Genomic DNA, 16,561 nt, shown 5'->3' on the forward strand with positions numbered 1-16,561 from the left:
ATGGGAGCAAAACAGATAACACCGATGTCCGAGGTCGATGCGTACCTCGAAGAACAGATACAGAGGATTGAGCAACAAACCATCTACAATCTGTCCTACGTCGGTGAACGCTGCTTGAACGAAGCCCGTTCGACCAACTCCTACAAAGACCAAACGGGAAACCTCCGAAGTTCTATCGGCTACGTGATAGTCAAAGACGGCAAGATTGTTCAAATGAGCGATTTTACTACCGTCAAAAATGGACGAGAGGGAACGCAAGGCGGGGCGGCATTTGCCCGCCAACTCGTCAAAGAGTTCCCGTCCGGCATTGTCTTGATTGTGGTGGCAGGGATGAACTATGCTGCCCATGTATCGGCAAGGGGATATAACGTGTTGGATAGCGCAGAACTGTTGGCAGAACAACTCGTACCGAGCCTTATGAAACAACTTGGATTTACAAAACGGTAATGGCAAAGACAGGGAAACAGATACAAAGCGATGTGCTGGCGTTGCTGAAAAGCAGCACCCTCCCCTCAATCATATCGGGGAAAGTATATCGCAAGGGTTGTCGCCCGAGGGATTCAAAAGCCGAGGACGCTATCGTGATTTTCACGACCGGCCTCCCCGGCCAAATACAAACAGGCGTCGTAACCATAAATATCTATTGTCCCGATATCGACCCTTACGAAAACGGAGTTCTCGTGGAGGACGGCCAACGCTGCGAAACGCTCGAAAAAGCCGCAGCGGATTGGGTGGATAGCCTGACGGCTGCCGTATCGAATTACAAGTTCAAGTTGCAGCAGACAATTTACACGGAGGAAGAGCCTGAGATACATCAGCATTTCGTCGTGGTTAAATTGCAGTACGAATACATTGACTAACAAACCATTAAAACATTAAGAATATGTCTGTATTAAGCTGGGGTAAACCGACGGTAGAGTTTACCAAAAGTGTAAATGGCGCAGTTCCGACGGAACCGACGCCCACATGGACGGCATTTCCCGAAATCAAGGAAGACACGGCCAAACTGACGACAACCGAGGGAACGAAAAAGGAAGCGACCGAGGAGGGCGGCGATGTCGTCGATACCCGCAGGGGTAAAAACAAGTACGTCTTCGAGTTGGAGATTTTCGTCAAGAAAGGCGATGAGAAGCCTATCGAGGACGAGGACGGTGTTATCGTCGATAACTATGCCGTCCGCCTGACGCCGGAGGATGAGGCATGCGAGGGCTTCCTTATCGAGAATGCAACGGTATCGGTAACGGAATCGTGGTCTTCGGCTGACGGTAAGTTGTGGAAATACACGTTCGACGCAAAAAAGCCGGAAACGGGTAAAACCCTCAAACCGTACACCAAGTCGGCGTAAACCCTATGCGGAGGGGGTTAAACCTCCGCACATAGCGGGATAGAGCAGATAGCAGCTCGCCAATTTCATAGGTTGGAGGTCGTTGGTGCAAATCCAACTCCCGCTACAAACAAAATACGGCGAATTCGCCATAAATAAAATACAGTTATGCCGGAAAATATTGAAACCAAAGTCGCCCAAACAATTCTCCAACAGCCGGAGGAAATCACCGTTGGCGATAAAGTATATAAAGCAGCCCCGCCGAGTGCCGCAACTCTGATTTTGGCATCGGAAGCCGTTGCTCGGATGCCTAAAATTCAACTCAACACGGAACGAATCGTGGACGAGGTATTGGCAATCGGTAAAGATTGCCGTCCTATGGGCGAAATCGTCGCCATTATGATACTCGGCGCAAAAGGATTAACCGAGACACGAAAGACCGTCAAAACGGTTGAAAAACGCCGTTTTTGGGGACTTATCAAGGAAGCCGAGCAGGTGGAGGTCGAGGAAGTCATAGACCATAAAACAGCCCTCGCAAAATCGCTGTTGGAAGATATTACGCCGAGAGAACTCCACAACCTGGCCGCACGGCTGTTACAAAGGTCGCAGGTTGCCGATTTTTTCGGGCTTACCACTTTCCTGACCGAGATAAATCTGCTGCGACAGACGAGGGAGGTGGAAACGACAGCATCTGGGCAGTAATCGCAGGGACTGTCAAAGGGTTTAATCTTCCGCTGGAATATGTCCTGTACGATATGAGCTATGCCAATATGATTATGTACGGGGCAGTTCTGCCAAGCTATAAAAAGCCCAAAGACGGTAAAAAAGAGAGCAAAGAGGAGGAAATAATAAACGCAAGCGACCCCCGCAACAGGGATAAAGTTCACGCAATTTTATTCGGTGAGTAATGAATAACGACAAAGGCAAATTATACTACGGTTTGGGGTTGGATAATAACCAACTGCGAGCAGACGCCGCCGAATCTCGCAACATCATCAAAGGTATCGGCGACACGGCTGTTTCGGAAGGGAATCGTATTGACAGCATATCCCACAGGATAGGTGCTGCTCTCGCTGTTGCATTTTCCGCCCAGCAAGCAACTGCCTTTGCTCGTTCAATCGTTCAGGTAACAGGGGAAATGCAGCAACTCGACGTTGCATTTACCACGATGCTCAATTCAAAGGCAAAGTCAGATGCCCTCCTGTCGCAGGCGGTAAATTTCGCAGCAAAAACACCATACGATTTACTGGGTGTAGCTGACGGAATCAAACAACTGCTCGCATACGGAACCGCCGCCGAAGATGCCATTGAAACGGTAGAAATGCTGGGCAATGTTTCGGCGGGGCTGTCCGTCCCGTTGGGTGACATGGTGTACCTATACGGTACGCTGAAATCGCAAGGCAGGGCTATGCTGGTCGATATTCGTCAGTTCGCCGGACGTGGTGTACCTATCTACGAAGAACTCGCCAAAGTCCTCGGCGTATCCGTCAGCGAGGTAAATAAGTACATATCCGCCGGTAAGGTCGGATTTCCCGAAGTCGAGCAGGCGTTCAAAAATATGACGTCCGAGGGTGGTAAGTTCTACAACCTCATGCAAGAACAGAGCAAGACCATCACGGGGCAAATATCGAACTTGAAAGATAATTTCGATATGATGCTCAATGACATCGGAAGTGCGAATGAGGATGTCATAAGCGGTGCTATTTCAGGGGCATCGTACCTGATTGAGAATTATCAGGAAGTTGGAGAAACCCTTGCCGCCCTCGTTGCAACCTATGGCACATATCGAGCTGCTCTTATTGCAACTGCCGCTATACAGAATTCGGTTGCCACCGTAAAGCATACAGAGGAGGCTGCCGAATTGTATAAACTCCTCACGGTGGAGCAGCAGGCGCAGATAGCCAAGCAAGGATTGGCGAAAACTTCTGCCGAATATTACGCCCTTGTAAAAGCCGAAACCGCAGCGAACGTACAGGCTGCCCAAAGTGCATTGACGAAAGCCCGTGCCGACGTTACTGCGGCCAGCCAAGCCGTCGCAGCTCGACGGGCGGAATATGTTGCAGCCAAACAAATGGAGCAGCAGCGGTTGGCTGAACTTATGCACATTGGTGCAACCGGCACAGCCAAACAGATAGAAACGGCTCAAAGGAAATTGGCAACCGCCGAAACCCAACGGGAAACCGCCGCCCTTGCCTATCAGTCCGCCGCCCGTGATTTCAACGCCAAGAAAACGGCGGTGGAAACAGCTGCCCGCACAGCCAACACGACCGCAACAGCGGTCAATACCGCAGCACAGACGGCCAATGTTACGGCAACGGGATTCCTGACTGTTGCCAAAACTCGCCTTATGGCTGTTGCCGCCAAATTGAACGCCGTAATTATGGCGAACCCTTATGCGTTGGCTGCTGCCGCCGCCATTGCACTCGGTTATGGACTGTATAAACTCGTAACCTATCAGACCGAGGCGGAAAAGGCTCAAAGCAAATTGAACGAGACGATAAAAGAGGCCGATAAGTCTCTACAATCGGAACTCTACCAAATCAATTTGATGTTCGCACGGTTGAAAGCAGCCAAAGAGGGCACGGACGAATATAAAGATGCGAAACAGGCGATTATCAGCCAGTACGGAGAGTATCTGAAAAAACTCGGAGACGAAAAAACGGCTCTGAACGATATTGCTGCGGCTTACTCCCTGATAACAGAGGAAGCCACCAAAGCAGCCAATGCAAGGGCGATACAGCAGGTAACGCAGGAAGCCGGCAACATCGTTTCAGAAAAGCAGAGCGACGTATATGACGAGGTAAAGAAGATGTTGGGAAAAGAGTTCAAAGGGCAAAAAGGTTCTGACGGGAAAATTGACCTTGCCGATGAATATCTTATCAAATTGAAACCCGTCATAATGGGCGGGGCTGAAATCACGTCCGACATCGAAGCTATTATCAAACAGTTCGACAGAACTCGATACATACCGGGCGACCCAATGACGGGGATAGGTTCATACACCTACACGGCAAATGCCCTCAGGGAAGAACTGTCATCCCTTGCCAAAGTACGGGCGGCTGCCGAACAAAGCGTCAAAGAGGCAACGGAAAAATTCGGCTCTGCCCCGGCTGCGACCGACGGCGAAGCAAAGCAGTTCGATGCGATGACCGCATCCCTGCAACAACTCATGGAACAGCTACCGAAAGCGCAGGATGCCCTCGCCGCCTTAAAAAAGGCCGACACTCCCGATGCTGCGGCTATTGCAGCCAAAGAGCGGGAAATACAACTGATAAAAGACCAAACCCTCGCTCGTGAAAAGGAATTGTCGGTCATTCGGGACGTGAAAGAACAAATCGAGGCGTTGGAGAAAGAGCAACTCGGCTACGGCAAAGACGACCCCGAATACAAGGCATTGCAAACCCGTATAGATGCTTTGAAAACAAAGTTGCCTCAAACTGCGGGACAGACCAGCAAGGCGGAAAATGAAGCCGCAAGGATAAAGCGAGAAACTGCCGAGCGGAATCAGAAGATACAGGAGTACGAGGAGAGTGTCAAAAAGCAGATAAAGCAGGCGGAGTTGGATATTTCCCAATCCCGTATTGATGCTATGGAGGAGGGATTTGCCAAAGAGCAAGCCCAAATTGAACTTGCCTACCAACGACTGATTTTCGCCAACCAGCAGCGGGAGGCAGAAATGGTCGAGGCGTTACGTGATGCCCGTGAACTCGAATGGGAGAACAAAAATCCACAAGCGAAAGCAAAGGGAGAGACGTTCGACCGCTCAACCGTTACCGCTGCTGACCTTTCACCGGAACAGCAAGCGCAAATTGCCGAGTATTACAAAGTGGCCGAGGAGATACGCAATAAGGCAAATAAAACCTCGCTCGAACAAATGCTGGCGGATTTTATGACCTACGAACAGCAACGGAATAAAATCACGGAGGAATACGAGCGGCAGCGGAAAGCCCTGTATAATGAGGACGGTACGCTGCGGCAAGGGGTTACGCAGGGTAATGTTGATGAACTCAACCGCAACGAGCAAGAGGCGTTGAAAGCCGTTGATGAACAATTCGCATCACGGGAGGAAACTTATCAGGCATGGATGAACGCCATAGCCAATATGACGTTGCGGCAGTTGGAGCAAGTTTTAGCGCAGGCCGAGCGGGAGTTAGCAGCTCTTGAAACGTCGGGAACCGCTGACAGCAAACAAATGGCAACCGCTCGGGCGAAAGTGAACACCGCCCGTAAAAAGGTAACGCAGGCGCAGGCCGAAAATGAGGTGTCGCCGGGGAAACGCTCTATCAAAGAGTGGGAAGACCTCTACAAGACATTGCAGGAGGCAGAACGGGAATTTGAAAGCATCGGCGACACTGTTGATGGAACGGCGGGTAAGATAATCGACACGGCAGGGACGGTTCTTACCTCGACGTTGAGCATGATAAATAGCATTGTTTCGCTCACAACTGCATCTACAACAGGTATGCAGACTGCGGCGTTGGCATCTTCAAAAGCCATTCAGACGGTAGAGAAAGCCAGCGTAATCCTGACGATTATTTCTGCGGCGATGTCTATTGCTACGGCGATTATCGGGCTGTTCAACAATGACGACAAATATCAGGAGGAAATCGAAAGGTTGCAAGACCGTATTGACCAACTCCAATGGGAACTCGACAATGCCGATGTGGTGCGGTTGCAGAACAATACGTTCAATGTACTGGAAAAGGTCAAGCAGGTGTACGCCGAAACGACACAAGAGGTACTCCGTCTCCATGCTACCACGAACCGATATGCCAACTCATTGTTTCAGATTATCGGGCGGGTTGTTTATCAAAACGAGATAATGCAGAAGTCGGCGGAGAAATTGGCAGAGGCTTACGCAAGCATCGAATATACTGCGGATAAGGCACTTGGCTATGCGAAATATGATGAAGCGAAAGAACAACTCAAAAACCTCGCAGAACAACAGTTGCTCCTGCAAGAGCAAATCCGAAACGAGAACAACAAAAAGGACACCGATCACGGGAAGATAGCAGATTGGGAACGGCAAATACAGGAACTTGGAGCGGAAGCAGGCGCAATAATAAACGAACTCGTCGAGAGCATAATTGGGGGTAGTTCAACAGACATTGCAAATGAATTGGGCGATGCCTTTATCGACGCTTTCAGAGCAGGAGAAGATGCAGCCGAGGCGTGGGGCGAAAAGGTAGATGATATTGTTGCCAATATCGTCAAACAAATGCTCGTCCAAAAGTTACTCGAAGAACCTCTTGGCGACCTTTTCAATGAATACAAAGATAAATGGTTCAGCAAGGACGGAACATTTGCAGGCTTTGGTGCTGTCAATGATAGTATGGTCGAATTTGCCGCAAGATTAAACGGGTATGTAAACAACTTCCAAGCGGGTATGGATGCCCTCCCCGATGAATTAAAAGAAATATTGCTGGGTGATATTGAATCCACCCGTGAGGCTTCGGAGAAAGGTATTGCCACCGCTTCACAGGAGAGCGTCGATGAACTAAACGGGCGGGCGACAGCCATACAGGGGCATACATACTCCCTAATGGAAAGTGCCAAACTCCTTGTTGCCAACAGCGCACGAATACTCGATCACCTCGCAGGCATCGAAGATAACACGAAGCACCTGTCGAAGTTGGAAAGCATTGAGGGCGATATGCAGGCCGTCAAAAACACGGTAAACGACATTGCCCTGAAAGGAATAAAACTGAAAAAATAGTGAATGACACGTATGGAACGGACACTACTCAATGAAATATATGCACAATGGAAATCTGCCAAGCAACGGGCACAGCAGGAATGCGAAAACCGTGCTTTGTTCAACATGGCAGAGAAATATCGTGCTTGCACCATGTTCAAAGGGACGGAAGACCTCGAACAAATCATCCGGCTGTTCACTTCTCCGCAGGGAGTAGAATTTTGTCAGAAATACCACTTCCCCGACATAACCACTCTCCGGCGGTTCAAGCAGTACGACGTGGAACGCTACGGGATTTACATTGATGCAGGGCATATACGGCTCGAAAACGAGCGGACGGTAGTGCTTATCGGGAAAACCTCGGCCTGCCTGTCATACGACAGCAAAGGCCGCCACGAGGTGATTTTAATGCACGGAGCGCAAGCCTCGATTCAGGCCTCGGCGTGGGCTGTGGTTTTCGTATCAGGCGAACACGGGTGTCAAGTTATCAAAAAAGCAACAGACAGGGCGATGATTTTATGACGGATAGGTTTTACATAGACGGGAAAGACGCTTTCACGGAATACGGTGTTTTCGTGCAGGAGGACGGCTACAACGAGCTTGTGGCCTTTCCGTCATTGAAATCCGTCAAGAGCAATGATTGGCAGGAGGAGGACGGCATCGAGGCAGACTTATCCGCTCCGGTATTGGACACCAAAGAATTTTCCATGAAGTTCGTATTTACAGGTGATAATTACCGCTTCGGGGGCTTTATAGAATTGTTGTCCGACAAAGCCTACCACACGTTCAATTTCAAGGAAATCGGGCGTACTTACCGCCTCCGCATGGTATCACATACGAATCTCGATACCGCTCTGTTCCTCGGTTTTGTTACGCTTCGCCTCGCTGATGATTTTCCGTTGGACGGCTACACCTATACCGCTCCGGCAAGCACGGTTCCTCCCTACGGAGATTATGAACTCGACGGGCGTAAGTTGACGGATTATGGCATACGTGTTTTGGAGGGAACGCTATCCGAGATAGAGAAATCTCCCGCCGTGAAACAAAACTTGCTCCGCAACATAGGGACACAAGGCGGCGCAATATACGACGGGGAACGTGTTACATTCAAGACAAAAGAGGTCAAGGTAACTTGCCTCATGCGGGCGGCTACACAAACCGAATTATGGCGCAATTATGACGCTTTCCTGTACGACTTGGCACGCCCCGACGAACGGTTGTTATACGTCGATGCGACAGGGTTGGAATATCCGTGTCATTACAAAAGCGGTTCAGTTTCGGAGTTCTATGCGTCAGGGAAAATTTGGCTGAAATTTACCATTACGCTGGTCTTTACGTCGTTCCGAGTTGAAGATGAACATTACCTCCTCGCAGCCGAATCCGGAGAATGGATTATAACGGAGGAGGGTGATTTTGCGATTGATTTAACAGAAATAAAACAATAACAATATGGGTGTCAAGAAAATAAAAATCAGCGCATTGCCTTTGGCCGATACCCTTGTCGGATTATATACCATAGGGGTAAACGCCCTGAATAAGAGCGTCAAAGTGAGTTTGGAGTTTCTGAAAACCGCAGCGGATAAGGCCAACGACGCTGCTACGGCGGCCAACAAAGCCAAAACAGCCGCAGAGACGGCGACAGAAGCGGCAAAAACAGCCACAAAAAATGCCAATACCGCAACGGAGGCGGCCAATACAGCCGCTAAAAATGCTACGGATAAAGCAACAGCAGCAGACACGGCAGCCAAAAATGCGAACACAAAAGCCGATGCAGCGGACAAAGCTGCCGGGGCAGCAACGACAGCAGCGAACACCGCCAATTCCAAAGCCGCCCTCGCAGACCAAAAGGCCACAGCCGCCGACAACGCCGCAAATCTCGCCGGGGAGACCGCAGAGGAAGCACGAGCCACAATCGTAAGGTTGGAGGAATTGGAAGAATCGCTCGTCGGGCAGTACAAAATGATTCCGACAGGCATGAACCTCGACTATCCGCCTCGCATAACATTCCGAAACACCGTGCCGAGACGTATAACATACGAACTGCTCCCGACGAACACGGGACGCAATGTGCTGTTTCTCGGCGATGATAATGCCGTTTCGGTTCAACCCGACGGAAGCCTCACAGTCAATCGGACAGGTATCAGCAAAATCCACGTTATCCCGACCGAGAATACGTCAATTTACCGAACCATACAAATTACGGTGGCGGAACCGGAACTTCGACGAGTAAAATCAAACTCATTGCGGCTCATGGGCAACGGTAGTTTTAGATTAACTTAATAACAAGACAATTATGGCATTAACACCTGAACAGGAAGCAAAAGTGCTTCAAATTATCACAGCTTTCGATAACGGGAAGCGGTTGAATGAACTCCCCCATATCGGGGAGGTAAATCCTCTCGAACTCATCGTAGAGGTTATGGACACGGACGGAGAGAGCAAACAAGCTAAACTCGCAACCATGCTCCCATACCTCGAAGATCAATGCGCCTACGGCATCCAATGGGACACGACCGTATCGACGCCGACGTGTACCCGTATCGGCAGTATCGCTCTCCATAAAAGCCTCCCCATTCAAAACCGGATGCGGGGTTGCTTGTTGAGCGATAACGGAACGGTCGTTGAGTACCTGAACCCGACAAATTGGAGGGCGCATACCCTCGACGGCTCCAAAGGTCAGGTCATGGTCGAAATCCCAGCACATTATCGCAAGTTCGAGACAGAGGGAACAATACGCCGGTGCAAACTATCGGAATACCCGTTGCCGGGCTATCACGCCGTTCCCAAAATGTATATTTCGGCGTATGAGGCCGCTATGGAACGCAGCACGGGCAAACTCTGTTCTGTCGTCAATATGGGAACAGATTACAGGGGTGGAAACAATCAGGCGGATTGGGACGGAACGTATCGTTCTGTTCTTGGGCGTCCGGTTACAGTCAAGAGCCGCACGGCTTTCCGCAATGCAGCCCGCCTCCGTAACGCATCGGCGACGAACGAATGGAATTGCCTTGACTACAACGCATACAAGGCCGTATTTTGGCTTTACTATGTGGAGTACGCCAACCGTAACTGTCAGACGGCATTCAACGCCCAAAAGGACACAAACGGCTTTGCACAAGGCGGCCTCGGCAACGGAGTAACCAACACCCCGGATTGGAACGGATTTAACGGTTATTATCCGTTTGTCCCTTGCGGTTATACCGATGAACTCGGCAACGCTTCGGGCGAGGTTGCATACGTCATGCAGAACGCCGAGGGAGGTACACACGGAACGGTATATGTTCCTCGCTACCGAGGTATTGAAAATCCGTTCGGACACATTTGGAAATGGACGGACGGCATCAATATTCAAATCGCCTCGGCTGCTGACGGCGGGACATCAAAAGTATATGTTGCTGACGACCCCACAAACTACAACGACAGCAACTACAACGGCTACACTCTGCGAGGAGAAGAAGCCCGAACCGAAGCATACGTCAAAGAACTTGTCTTCGGTGAGTTCGGCGACATCATGCCAGCGGTGGTGGGCGGCGGTTCAACAACCTATTGGGCGGACTACCACTATACCAACATTCCTGCATCGGGTACAGTTCTTCGTGGTGTCCGGTTCGGCGGTAGTGCGGCTGACGGTGCGTATGCGGGCTTCGGCTGTGCGAGTTCGTATTACGCCCCCTCGGCTGCGACTGCGCTCGTCGGCTCTCGCCTTTGCTTTATACCCAATTTGTAAATAATTTAATAATAGATAGTTATGACGTAAGATAGAAAAGGTTGGTCGTTCTTCGTGGTGTCCTGTTCAGCGGTAATGCGAATAACGGTGCGAATGCAGGCTTCAGCTATGCGAATTCGAATAACACCCCCTCGAATACGAATGCGAACATCGGCTCTCACCTCTGATTTTCATAGGTTAATAAGAAACAAAATATAGAACGACGACCGTGCCTCTTGGCAAAAAAACACGAACCACAAAAAGGTGCTGGTAGGGAAACCGACGGCTCCAAGTATGAAAAGCAAAGCAATGAAACGGATAGGGAATTTATACGAAAGGATTATCGCAGTAGAAAACCTCCAACTCGCCGACCAAAAAGCGAGACGGGGAAAACTGCGTTCTTACGGGGTACGTCGCCACGACAAAAACAGGGAAGCCAATACCCTCGCTTTGCACGAAGCACTCAAAAATAAGACGTTCAAAACATCAAAGTACGAAACATTTATCATCAAAGACCCCAAAGAGCGGGAGATATATCGGCTGCCGTATTTCCCCGACAGAATCGTTCATCACGCTATAATGAACATTCTCGAACCAATATGGGTTTCGGTGTTCACGACGGACACGTTTTCTTGCATCAAAAATAGGGGTATAAACGGGTGTATGCTGAAAGTAGATAAAGCGTTGAAAGACGTGGAGAACACCCGATATTGCCTGAAAATCGACGTTAAGAAATTCTATCCGAGTATCGACCATGATGTGCTGAAACAAATCGTGCGCCGTAAAATCAAATGCCCGGACACGCTGGCTCTACTCGACCAAATCATAGATAGTGCCGCCGGTGTCCCTATCGGCAATTACCTGTCGCAATATTTCGCCAACCTGTTCCTCGCATACTTTGACCATTGGATAAAAGAGGAGGTCGGTGTCAAATATTATTTCAGGTATGCCGACGACATGGTTTTTCTGCACAAGGACAAGGCGTTCCTGCATGATTTACTCACACAGATAGATGCCTATCTCCGTGACAACCTGCATTTGACGATAAAGGCAAATTACCAGGTATTCCCTATCGCTAAAAATCGCAGCGATAAGCACGGGCGGGGGCTGGATTTCGTCGGGTTCGTTTTCTACCACGAACACAAGCTAATCCGCAAGAGCATCAAGAAGAATTTTTGCCGTGCCGTTGCCCGGCTTAACAAGCAGCCCAACCTATCTGCCAAAGACTACAAACAGGGAGTGTGCAGTTGGCTCGGCTGGGCAAAACACAGCAATTCCAAACATTTATTGAAAACCATAATTAAACCGAGTTTCTATGGCAATCTATGACAAAAAGCCCTCTATCTACGAGGCAAACGGGGACGGTTCTTACACCTACCGTTGGGACATTAAAGAAGTCGAAATACCCGCCGGAGCTGACACGGAGGAAACCACAACGAAATGGGAGTGTCAGGAGGTTGTCGTGTGGGGTACGGTAACGAGCGACAAACTGACCGAGGCCGTAATCAACCATTTATGGCCGAGGGATTACGAGCAGAAACTTATCAACGAGTACAACGCTGCGACAATGGGGATATACGGGGCTAAATCGAGTACCGATGCCCAGCCGAAAATCGCTGCATACAAAGCCTTTTTATCCGAGCGGGCAGCTATCAAACGTCAAATCGACGACGATTGTGCAACCCTAAATATCCAGTAATATGGCAAAGCGTTTCAGCGAACTCGGTATCAAGCAGCAGGACGACCGCAAGATTTTCAACTGCCAACAGGTGTCTATCACGGACGTTCTGAACAGCGAAATAGAAGTTATCGACTTTATCCCCGGAATGAAAACACAACACGGGGAAGGTCGGTATCTCATTAAGTTCACGCAGAACGGTACGGAGGGTAAGTTTTTCACAAACTCATCCGCCATTAAAAGTGTTCTCGATCAAATTCCTAAAGAGGAATTTCCGTTTATAACCACAATCCGCTGCACCAAGTGTGGCAACGGGAAGATATACCAATTTACGTGATGAAAATTCTCCATAACAACATCGAAATACTCAACATACAGGTCGATGACAGCAGCTACCGCTATCGGGCTATAAAGGGCGACCATAATCTGACGCTCTATTTCTCGCTGGCGGAACACGTCGAAATACCTGTCGGGGCGTATTGTGTCTATGAGAACGAGACCTACACGCTCGAAAAGCCCGAGAGCCTGACGATGAAGCACAGCCGCTATTTCGAGTACACCGTCGTATTCGATTCACCGCAGGCAAAGGCGGGCAAGTGGAAATTCAGGAACCCCGTAGATAGACGGCTGAAATTCCCGCTGACGGCCAAACCTATCGAACACCTGCAAATGTTCGTGGATAATATGAACCAGCGGGACAGCGGTTGGACTATCGGACGGTGCATTGACGCTCCCGAAAAGACCATATCGTACAATCATGCGTATTGCATCGACGCACTATCCCAAATGGCTGATGAATGGGAAACGGAGTACGAATTTGTCGGTAAGCAGGTGTCGTTGTGGAAAGTCGAGTACAACAGGGACAACCCGCTGCCGTTATCGTATGGTAAAGGGAACGGATTTAAGCCCGGCATCGGACGCTCCAACTACGAAGATTCTACGCCTATCGAAATTCTATATATTCAGGGCGGGGAACAAAACATCGACGCCAGCCAATACGGAAGTTCCGAATTGCTGTTGCCCAAAAGCCAAACAATCCGGTTCGACGGTGAACACTTCGAAGGCGAACAGGGATTTGACAGCAGTAAGGCTCGAACCTATCAAACGGATGCGGACGGGTTCTCCATACGCCGTGCCGATAAACCGTTATCCTCACAGGCAGAAGATAGCCTCGATTGTTCGGAAATATACCCCTCCCGTGTGGGGACAATAAGTGCCGTTACGGTGGTTGATGCCAGCAAGCATTTTTACGACATTGTAGATAGCAGCATACCGGCATCGCTGAATTTCGAGGACTGTCTGATTGAGGGCGAAACGCTGACAATTATTCCACAGACGGGAATGTTGGCCGGAAAGGAATTCGAGGCAAAGTATATCCACAATGCCAAAGAAGGGAAAGCCGCCCGCCGGTTTGAAATCGTCCCGCAGGATATAGACGGACAAACGATGCCAGGCGGAAATTATATCCCCCAAGTCGGAGATACATACGCCGTATTTCATTGTATGCTGCCTGCAGCGTACATCTGCGACAACGCCACAAAAACCGGAGCATCGTGGGACATGTTCCGGCAGGGGGTGAAATACCTGTACGATAACGAAGAACAGAAATTCACGTTCACGGGCGAATTGGACGGGATATGGGCGAAGAAAGATTGGCTCAATATCGGCGGTATGATAAAGTTGGGCGGGTTCGTTCAATTCTCCGACGAGCGGTTCCAGCCGGAGGGAGTGCTTGTCAGGATTATCGGGATAAAGGATTACATCAATAATCCCCACAGCCCCGAAATAGAATTGTCAAACTCTACCGTCGGGCGAACGGTATCGAGTGATCTGCGGAAAATCGAAAGTAACGAGGTGGTTATGGATACCCTCCACAAAGAGGCTTTGCAGTTCACCAAACGCCGGTATCGGGATTCTATGGAAACTATCGAAATGTTAGGCGATGCCTTGCTCGATAATTTTTCGAACTCCATAAACCCCATAGCCGTAAAAACTATGGCTATGCTTATCGGCGACAAGAGCCTGCAATTTGAGTTCGTCAATAGCATGACGAACCCGTCCCCCGTTGTCCATAACGTAACGTACAATCAGGCGACAAAGGTGCTGTCTGTTCCTGCCGGTATCATCCAGCACTACACGCTCGGCATCGACACCATATCGTCAAGCCATGCAGCCGACGAGTATAAGTTTTGGTCGCTCCCCGCCTTTACCACGCCGACGCTGACCGACGGAACAAAAAAATACTACCTCTACGCAAAAGTCAGCAAAACGGCCAAGACCGGCACGTTTTACATCAGCGAACAGGCTATCGCAATGGAGGGCGTGGCCGGATATTATCACTTGCTCATGGGCGTACTGAACAGCGAGTATGACGGAGAGCGCAGCTACGTTTCTCTATACGGTTTTACGGAGGTATTGCCGGGGCAAGTCATAACGAACAAAGTGGCATCGGCCAACGGCAAGAATTTCATGGATTTTCTGAACAATGCGTTCCGCATCGGCAATGACAAGACCTACATAGATTGGAACGCCTCAGTCGCCAATGTGCTGTCGATGAAAAATGCGACCATACAGATTGCAAACACCGCAGGGCAAACGATGATTTATTTCAGCGGCGTGGACGGTTCCGGCCAACTCGCCAAAGGGAACATCACATGGGATTCTGCTGGAAACATCAAAGCCAACGGAGGAACATTTACAGACATACTGATACAAGGTTCTCTCCGCTCACCGTTTGTCAGGGAAACTGATTCTATCGTGATAGGCAAACAATCCACTCACGACAACGTAGTGCCGATTGCCTCCGGCGGCGGTTGGGTTACAGTTGGTACTTTGGAATGGGGAGTAGAACAAAGCGGTAGGCGTATGTGCATCGCCAATTATAGGTGGGGCAGTGAAATTACAACGGGATCGATAGAATATTCGGCTCCAAGTGGCAAGTATTTCTATGAAGACGGAACACAAAAAAAGGCCATATCGCTATCTCGTGAGTGTGTAGAGTTGATGGGATATGGTACATCGACGCAGTTTTATGGCTGGATTGTATTGAACCGAATCAATTTGATGACCACATCAAAATACGGCAGAAAATTGAACGTGCTTGCCCAAGGTATTGTAACCGGATATTCATCGGGAGCATCTATTAGCTACAAGTCATACGACAATGCAAGTACATTGAGCGTAAGCCGTCAAGGAACAGGGAAATACCGAGTAAATTTTCCGTCAAATTGGGGGCTGATAACCGGGAGTTATATCGTGATGATGACCGGATATGGCAGCGGTCTGATGAAAGCTACTTTACTCGAAGCTGGAACGTCGTATTTTATCGCAGAGGTCAGCAATGATTCCTCCGCCAATGACGGTTCATTCATGTTTCAAATCATCAACCTTAATGATTGGCTCGTGCTTTAATTTTTGCGCAATAATGATTATAATACAATCACTTTATTTACCTTTGCCTTATCATTAAAAACAAAACGATATGCAGGAAAAAATCGAAAAGGGTATCGGGTGGCTTCAAAAGCTACTCCACTTGCAAGAGAAGTTCGGCTTCTTCTCCATTTTGAAAAGTTTATTTATCCTACTAATCACGGGATATGTCGTATTTTTTGCCCTGAATCCTCGTTACCTGCTCGACAAAATGGAACAGGTGCAAACAGAGCAACACAACGACGCTGTATCACGCCGTATGAGTGCCGATGCAAATATACGGATGATATTTAACCGCATACTACCAACGCTCGATGCTGACCGGGTCTGGCTCATCGAACTACACAACGGAGCGAAAAATCTCACTACGGGATTGCCATTCCTGTACGGCGATATGCGTATTGAAGCGGTTTCCGACGGTGTGCTGAATGTAGATGAAGAATATACCGATTTCAGTTTATCAAAGTACCCTTTTATAGCTAAAATTTTCGAGGACGGATATTTCTACGGACATATAGAATCAATGCGTGAATTTGACGAACGGCTTTATTACAAATTCAAGTCCAACGACGTAAACGAGATAGCCTTACTTGCCTTATATCAAGGTGATAAACCGCTCGGCGTATTGGGAATATCATTCTGCGGAGATAAACAAATGGACGCATCTGCCGTAGGGAAAACTATCCGAAAGTGCGGAGTTCAAATCGCAACATTACTATCCAACTAACT

At 49.1% G+C, this 16,561-nt stretch carries 15 protein-coding genes and 1 tRNA gene; all 16 read left to right on the top strand.

What is annotated here, in order from left to right; genetic code table 11:
• A complete protein-coding gene (locus NQ491_RS04315) occupies positions 1-447 on the top strand; it encodes a hypothetical protein (RefSeq protein ID WP_019246361.1) in 447 nt (148 codons plus the stop codon).
• Positions 447-860, top strand: a complete 414-nt coding sequence (locus tag NQ491_RS04320) for a hypothetical protein (protein ID WP_019246362.1) — start codon at positions 447-449, stop codon at positions 858-860. The genes NQ491_RS04315 and NQ491_RS04320 overlap by 1 nt, the downstream gene beginning before the upstream one ends.
• A 23-nt stretch (positions 861-883) precedes the next feature.
• On the top strand, positions 884-1,345 hold the full coding sequence (locus NQ491_RS04325) for a hypothetical protein (RefSeq protein ID WP_019246363.1): 462 nt from the start codon (positions 884-886) through the stop codon (positions 1,343-1,345).
• Positions 1,346-1,378: 33 nt separating this feature from the next.
• Positions 1,379-1,451, top strand: a tRNA-Met gene (locus NQ491_RS04330).
• Positions 1,452-1,492: 41 nt separating this feature from the next.
• Positions 1,493-2,026: a hypothetical protein gene (locus tag NQ491_RS04335; protein WP_019246364.1), complete on the top strand. Its 534-nt coding sequence runs from the start codon at positions 1,493-1,495 to the stop codon at positions 2,024-2,026.
• Between the two features lie 53 nt (positions 2,027-2,079).
• On the top strand, positions 2,080-2,232 hold the full coding sequence (locus NQ491_RS04340) for a hypothetical protein (RefSeq protein ID WP_019246365.1): 153 nt from the start codon (positions 2,080-2,082) through the stop codon (positions 2,230-2,232).
• Positions 2,232-7,040 carry a tape measure protein gene (locus NQ491_RS04345; RefSeq protein ID WP_019246366.1) on the top strand — a complete coding sequence of 1,603 codons (4,809 nt, stop codon included), beginning with the start codon at positions 2,232-2,234 and terminating at the stop codon, positions 7,038-7,040. Before NQ491_RS04340 ends, NQ491_RS04345 begins: the two co-directional genes overlap by 1 nt.
• A 12-nt stretch (positions 7,041-7,052) precedes the next feature.
• Complete coding sequence (locus NQ491_RS04350) at positions 7,053-7,541, top strand: hypothetical protein (RefSeq protein ID WP_019246367.1); 489 nt, start codon at positions 7,053-7,055, stop codon at positions 7,539-7,541.
• Entirely contained in the window at positions 7,538-8,464 is a 927-nt protein-coding gene (locus NQ491_RS04355) for a hypothetical protein (RefSeq protein ID WP_019246368.1), read from the top strand. Before NQ491_RS04350 ends, NQ491_RS04355 begins: the two co-directional genes overlap by 4 nt.
• 4 nt (positions 8,465-8,468) lie before the next feature.
• Complete coding sequence (locus NQ491_RS04360; protein WP_019246369.1) at positions 8,469-9,299, top strand: hypothetical protein; 831 nt, start codon at positions 8,469-8,471, stop codon at positions 9,297-9,299.
• Between the two features lie 13 nt (positions 9,300-9,312).
• On the top strand, positions 9,313-10,746 hold the full coding sequence (locus NQ491_RS04365; protein WP_019246370.1) for a hypothetical protein: 1,434 nt from the start codon (positions 9,313-9,315) through the stop codon (positions 10,744-10,746).
• A gap of 273 nt (positions 10,747-11,019) precedes the next feature.
• Positions 11,020-12,054: an RNA-directed DNA polymerase gene (locus NQ491_RS04370; protein WP_019246371.1), complete on the top strand. Its 1,035-nt coding sequence runs from the start codon at positions 11,020-11,022 to the stop codon at positions 12,052-12,054.
• Positions 12,041-12,424 (top strand): hypothetical protein, encoded by a 384-nt coding sequence (locus tag NQ491_RS04375; protein WP_019246372.1) that lies wholly within the window; start codon positions 12,041-12,043, stop codon positions 12,422-12,424. Before NQ491_RS04370 ends, NQ491_RS04375 begins: the two co-directional genes overlap by 14 nt.
• A 1-nt stretch (position 12,425) precedes the next feature.
• Positions 12,426-12,740, top strand: a complete 315-nt coding sequence (locus NQ491_RS04380; RefSeq protein ID WP_019246373.1) for a hypothetical protein — start codon at positions 12,426-12,428, stop codon at positions 12,738-12,740.
• Complete coding sequence (locus NQ491_RS04385; RefSeq protein WP_019246374.1) at positions 12,740-15,814, top strand: hypothetical protein; 3,075 nt, start codon at positions 12,740-12,742, stop codon at positions 15,812-15,814. Before NQ491_RS04380 ends, NQ491_RS04385 begins: the two co-directional genes overlap by 1 nt.
• A 70-nt stretch (positions 15,815-15,884) precedes the next feature.
• The gene (locus NQ491_RS04390) at positions 15,885-16,559 is read left to right on the top strand and encodes a hypothetical protein (RefSeq protein ID WP_019246375.1); all 675 of its coding nucleotides are present in this window, start codon (positions 15,885-15,887) and stop codon (positions 16,557-16,559) included.
• Positions 16,560-16,561 lie beyond the last annotated feature (2 nt).

The organism is Alistipes ihumii AP11 (assembly GCF_025144665.1).
GTDB classification, from domain to species: Bacteria; Bacteroidota; Bacteroidia; order Bacteroidales; family Rikenellaceae; genus Alistipes_A; species Alistipes_A ihumii.

What these genes read in the sequence shown, in the direction of transcription:
- NQ491_RS04365 (WP_019246370.1), top strand. Translation starts at nt 9,313, where the DNA reads ATGGCATTAACACCTGAACAGGAAGCAAAAGTGCTTCAAATTATCACA.
- NQ491_RS04390 (WP_019246375.1), top strand. Translation starts at nt 15,885, where the DNA reads ATGCAGGAAAAAATCGAAAAGGGTATCGGGTGGCTTCAAAAGCTACTC.
- NQ491_RS04345 (WP_019246366.1), top strand. Translation starts at nt 2,232, where the DNA reads ATGAATAACGACAAAGGCAAATTATACTACGGTTTGGGGTTGGATAAT.
- NQ491_RS04340 (WP_019246365.1), top strand. Translation starts at nt 2,080, where the DNA reads ATGAGCTATGCCAATATGATTATGTACGGGGCAGTTCTGCCAAGCTAT.
- NQ491_RS04385 (WP_019246374.1), top strand. Translation starts at nt 12,740, where the DNA reads ATGAAAATTCTCCATAACAACATCGAAATACTCAACATACAGGTCGAT.
- NQ491_RS04370 (WP_019246371.1), top strand. Translation starts at nt 11,020, where the DNA reads ATGAAAAGCAAAGCAATGAAACGGATAGGGAATTTATACGAAAGGATT.
- NQ491_RS04360 (WP_019246369.1), top strand. Translation starts at nt 8,469, where the DNA reads ATGGGTGTCAAGAAAATAAAAATCAGCGCATTGCCTTTGGCCGATACC.
- NQ491_RS04355 (WP_019246368.1), top strand. Translation starts at nt 7,538, where the DNA reads ATGACGGATAGGTTTTACATAGACGGGAAAGACGCTTTCACGGAATAC.
- NQ491_RS04325 (WP_019246363.1), top strand. Translation starts at nt 884, where the DNA reads ATGTCTGTATTAAGCTGGGGTAAACCGACGGTAGAGTTTACCAAAAGT.
- NQ491_RS04375 (WP_019246372.1), top strand. Translation starts at nt 12,041, where the DNA reads ATGGCAATCTATGACAAAAAGCCCTCTATCTACGAGGCAAACGGGGAC.
- NQ491_RS04350 (WP_019246367.1), top strand. Translation starts at nt 7,053, where the DNA reads ATGGAACGGACACTACTCAATGAAATATATGCACAATGGAAATCTGCC.
- NQ491_RS04335 (WP_019246364.1), top strand. Translation starts at nt 1,493, where the DNA reads ATGCCGGAAAATATTGAAACCAAAGTCGCCCAAACAATTCTCCAACAG.
- NQ491_RS04320 (WP_019246362.1), top strand. Translation starts at nt 447, where the DNA reads ATGGCAAAGACAGGGAAACAGATACAAAGCGATGTGCTGGCGTTGCTG.
- NQ491_RS04315 (WP_019246361.1), top strand. Translation starts at nt 1, where the DNA reads ATGGGAGCAAAACAGATAACACCGATGTCCGAGGTCGATGCGTACCTC.
- NQ491_RS04380 (WP_019246373.1), top strand. Translation starts at nt 12,426, where the DNA reads ATGGCAAAGCGTTTCAGCGAACTCGGTATCAAGCAGCAGGACGACCGC.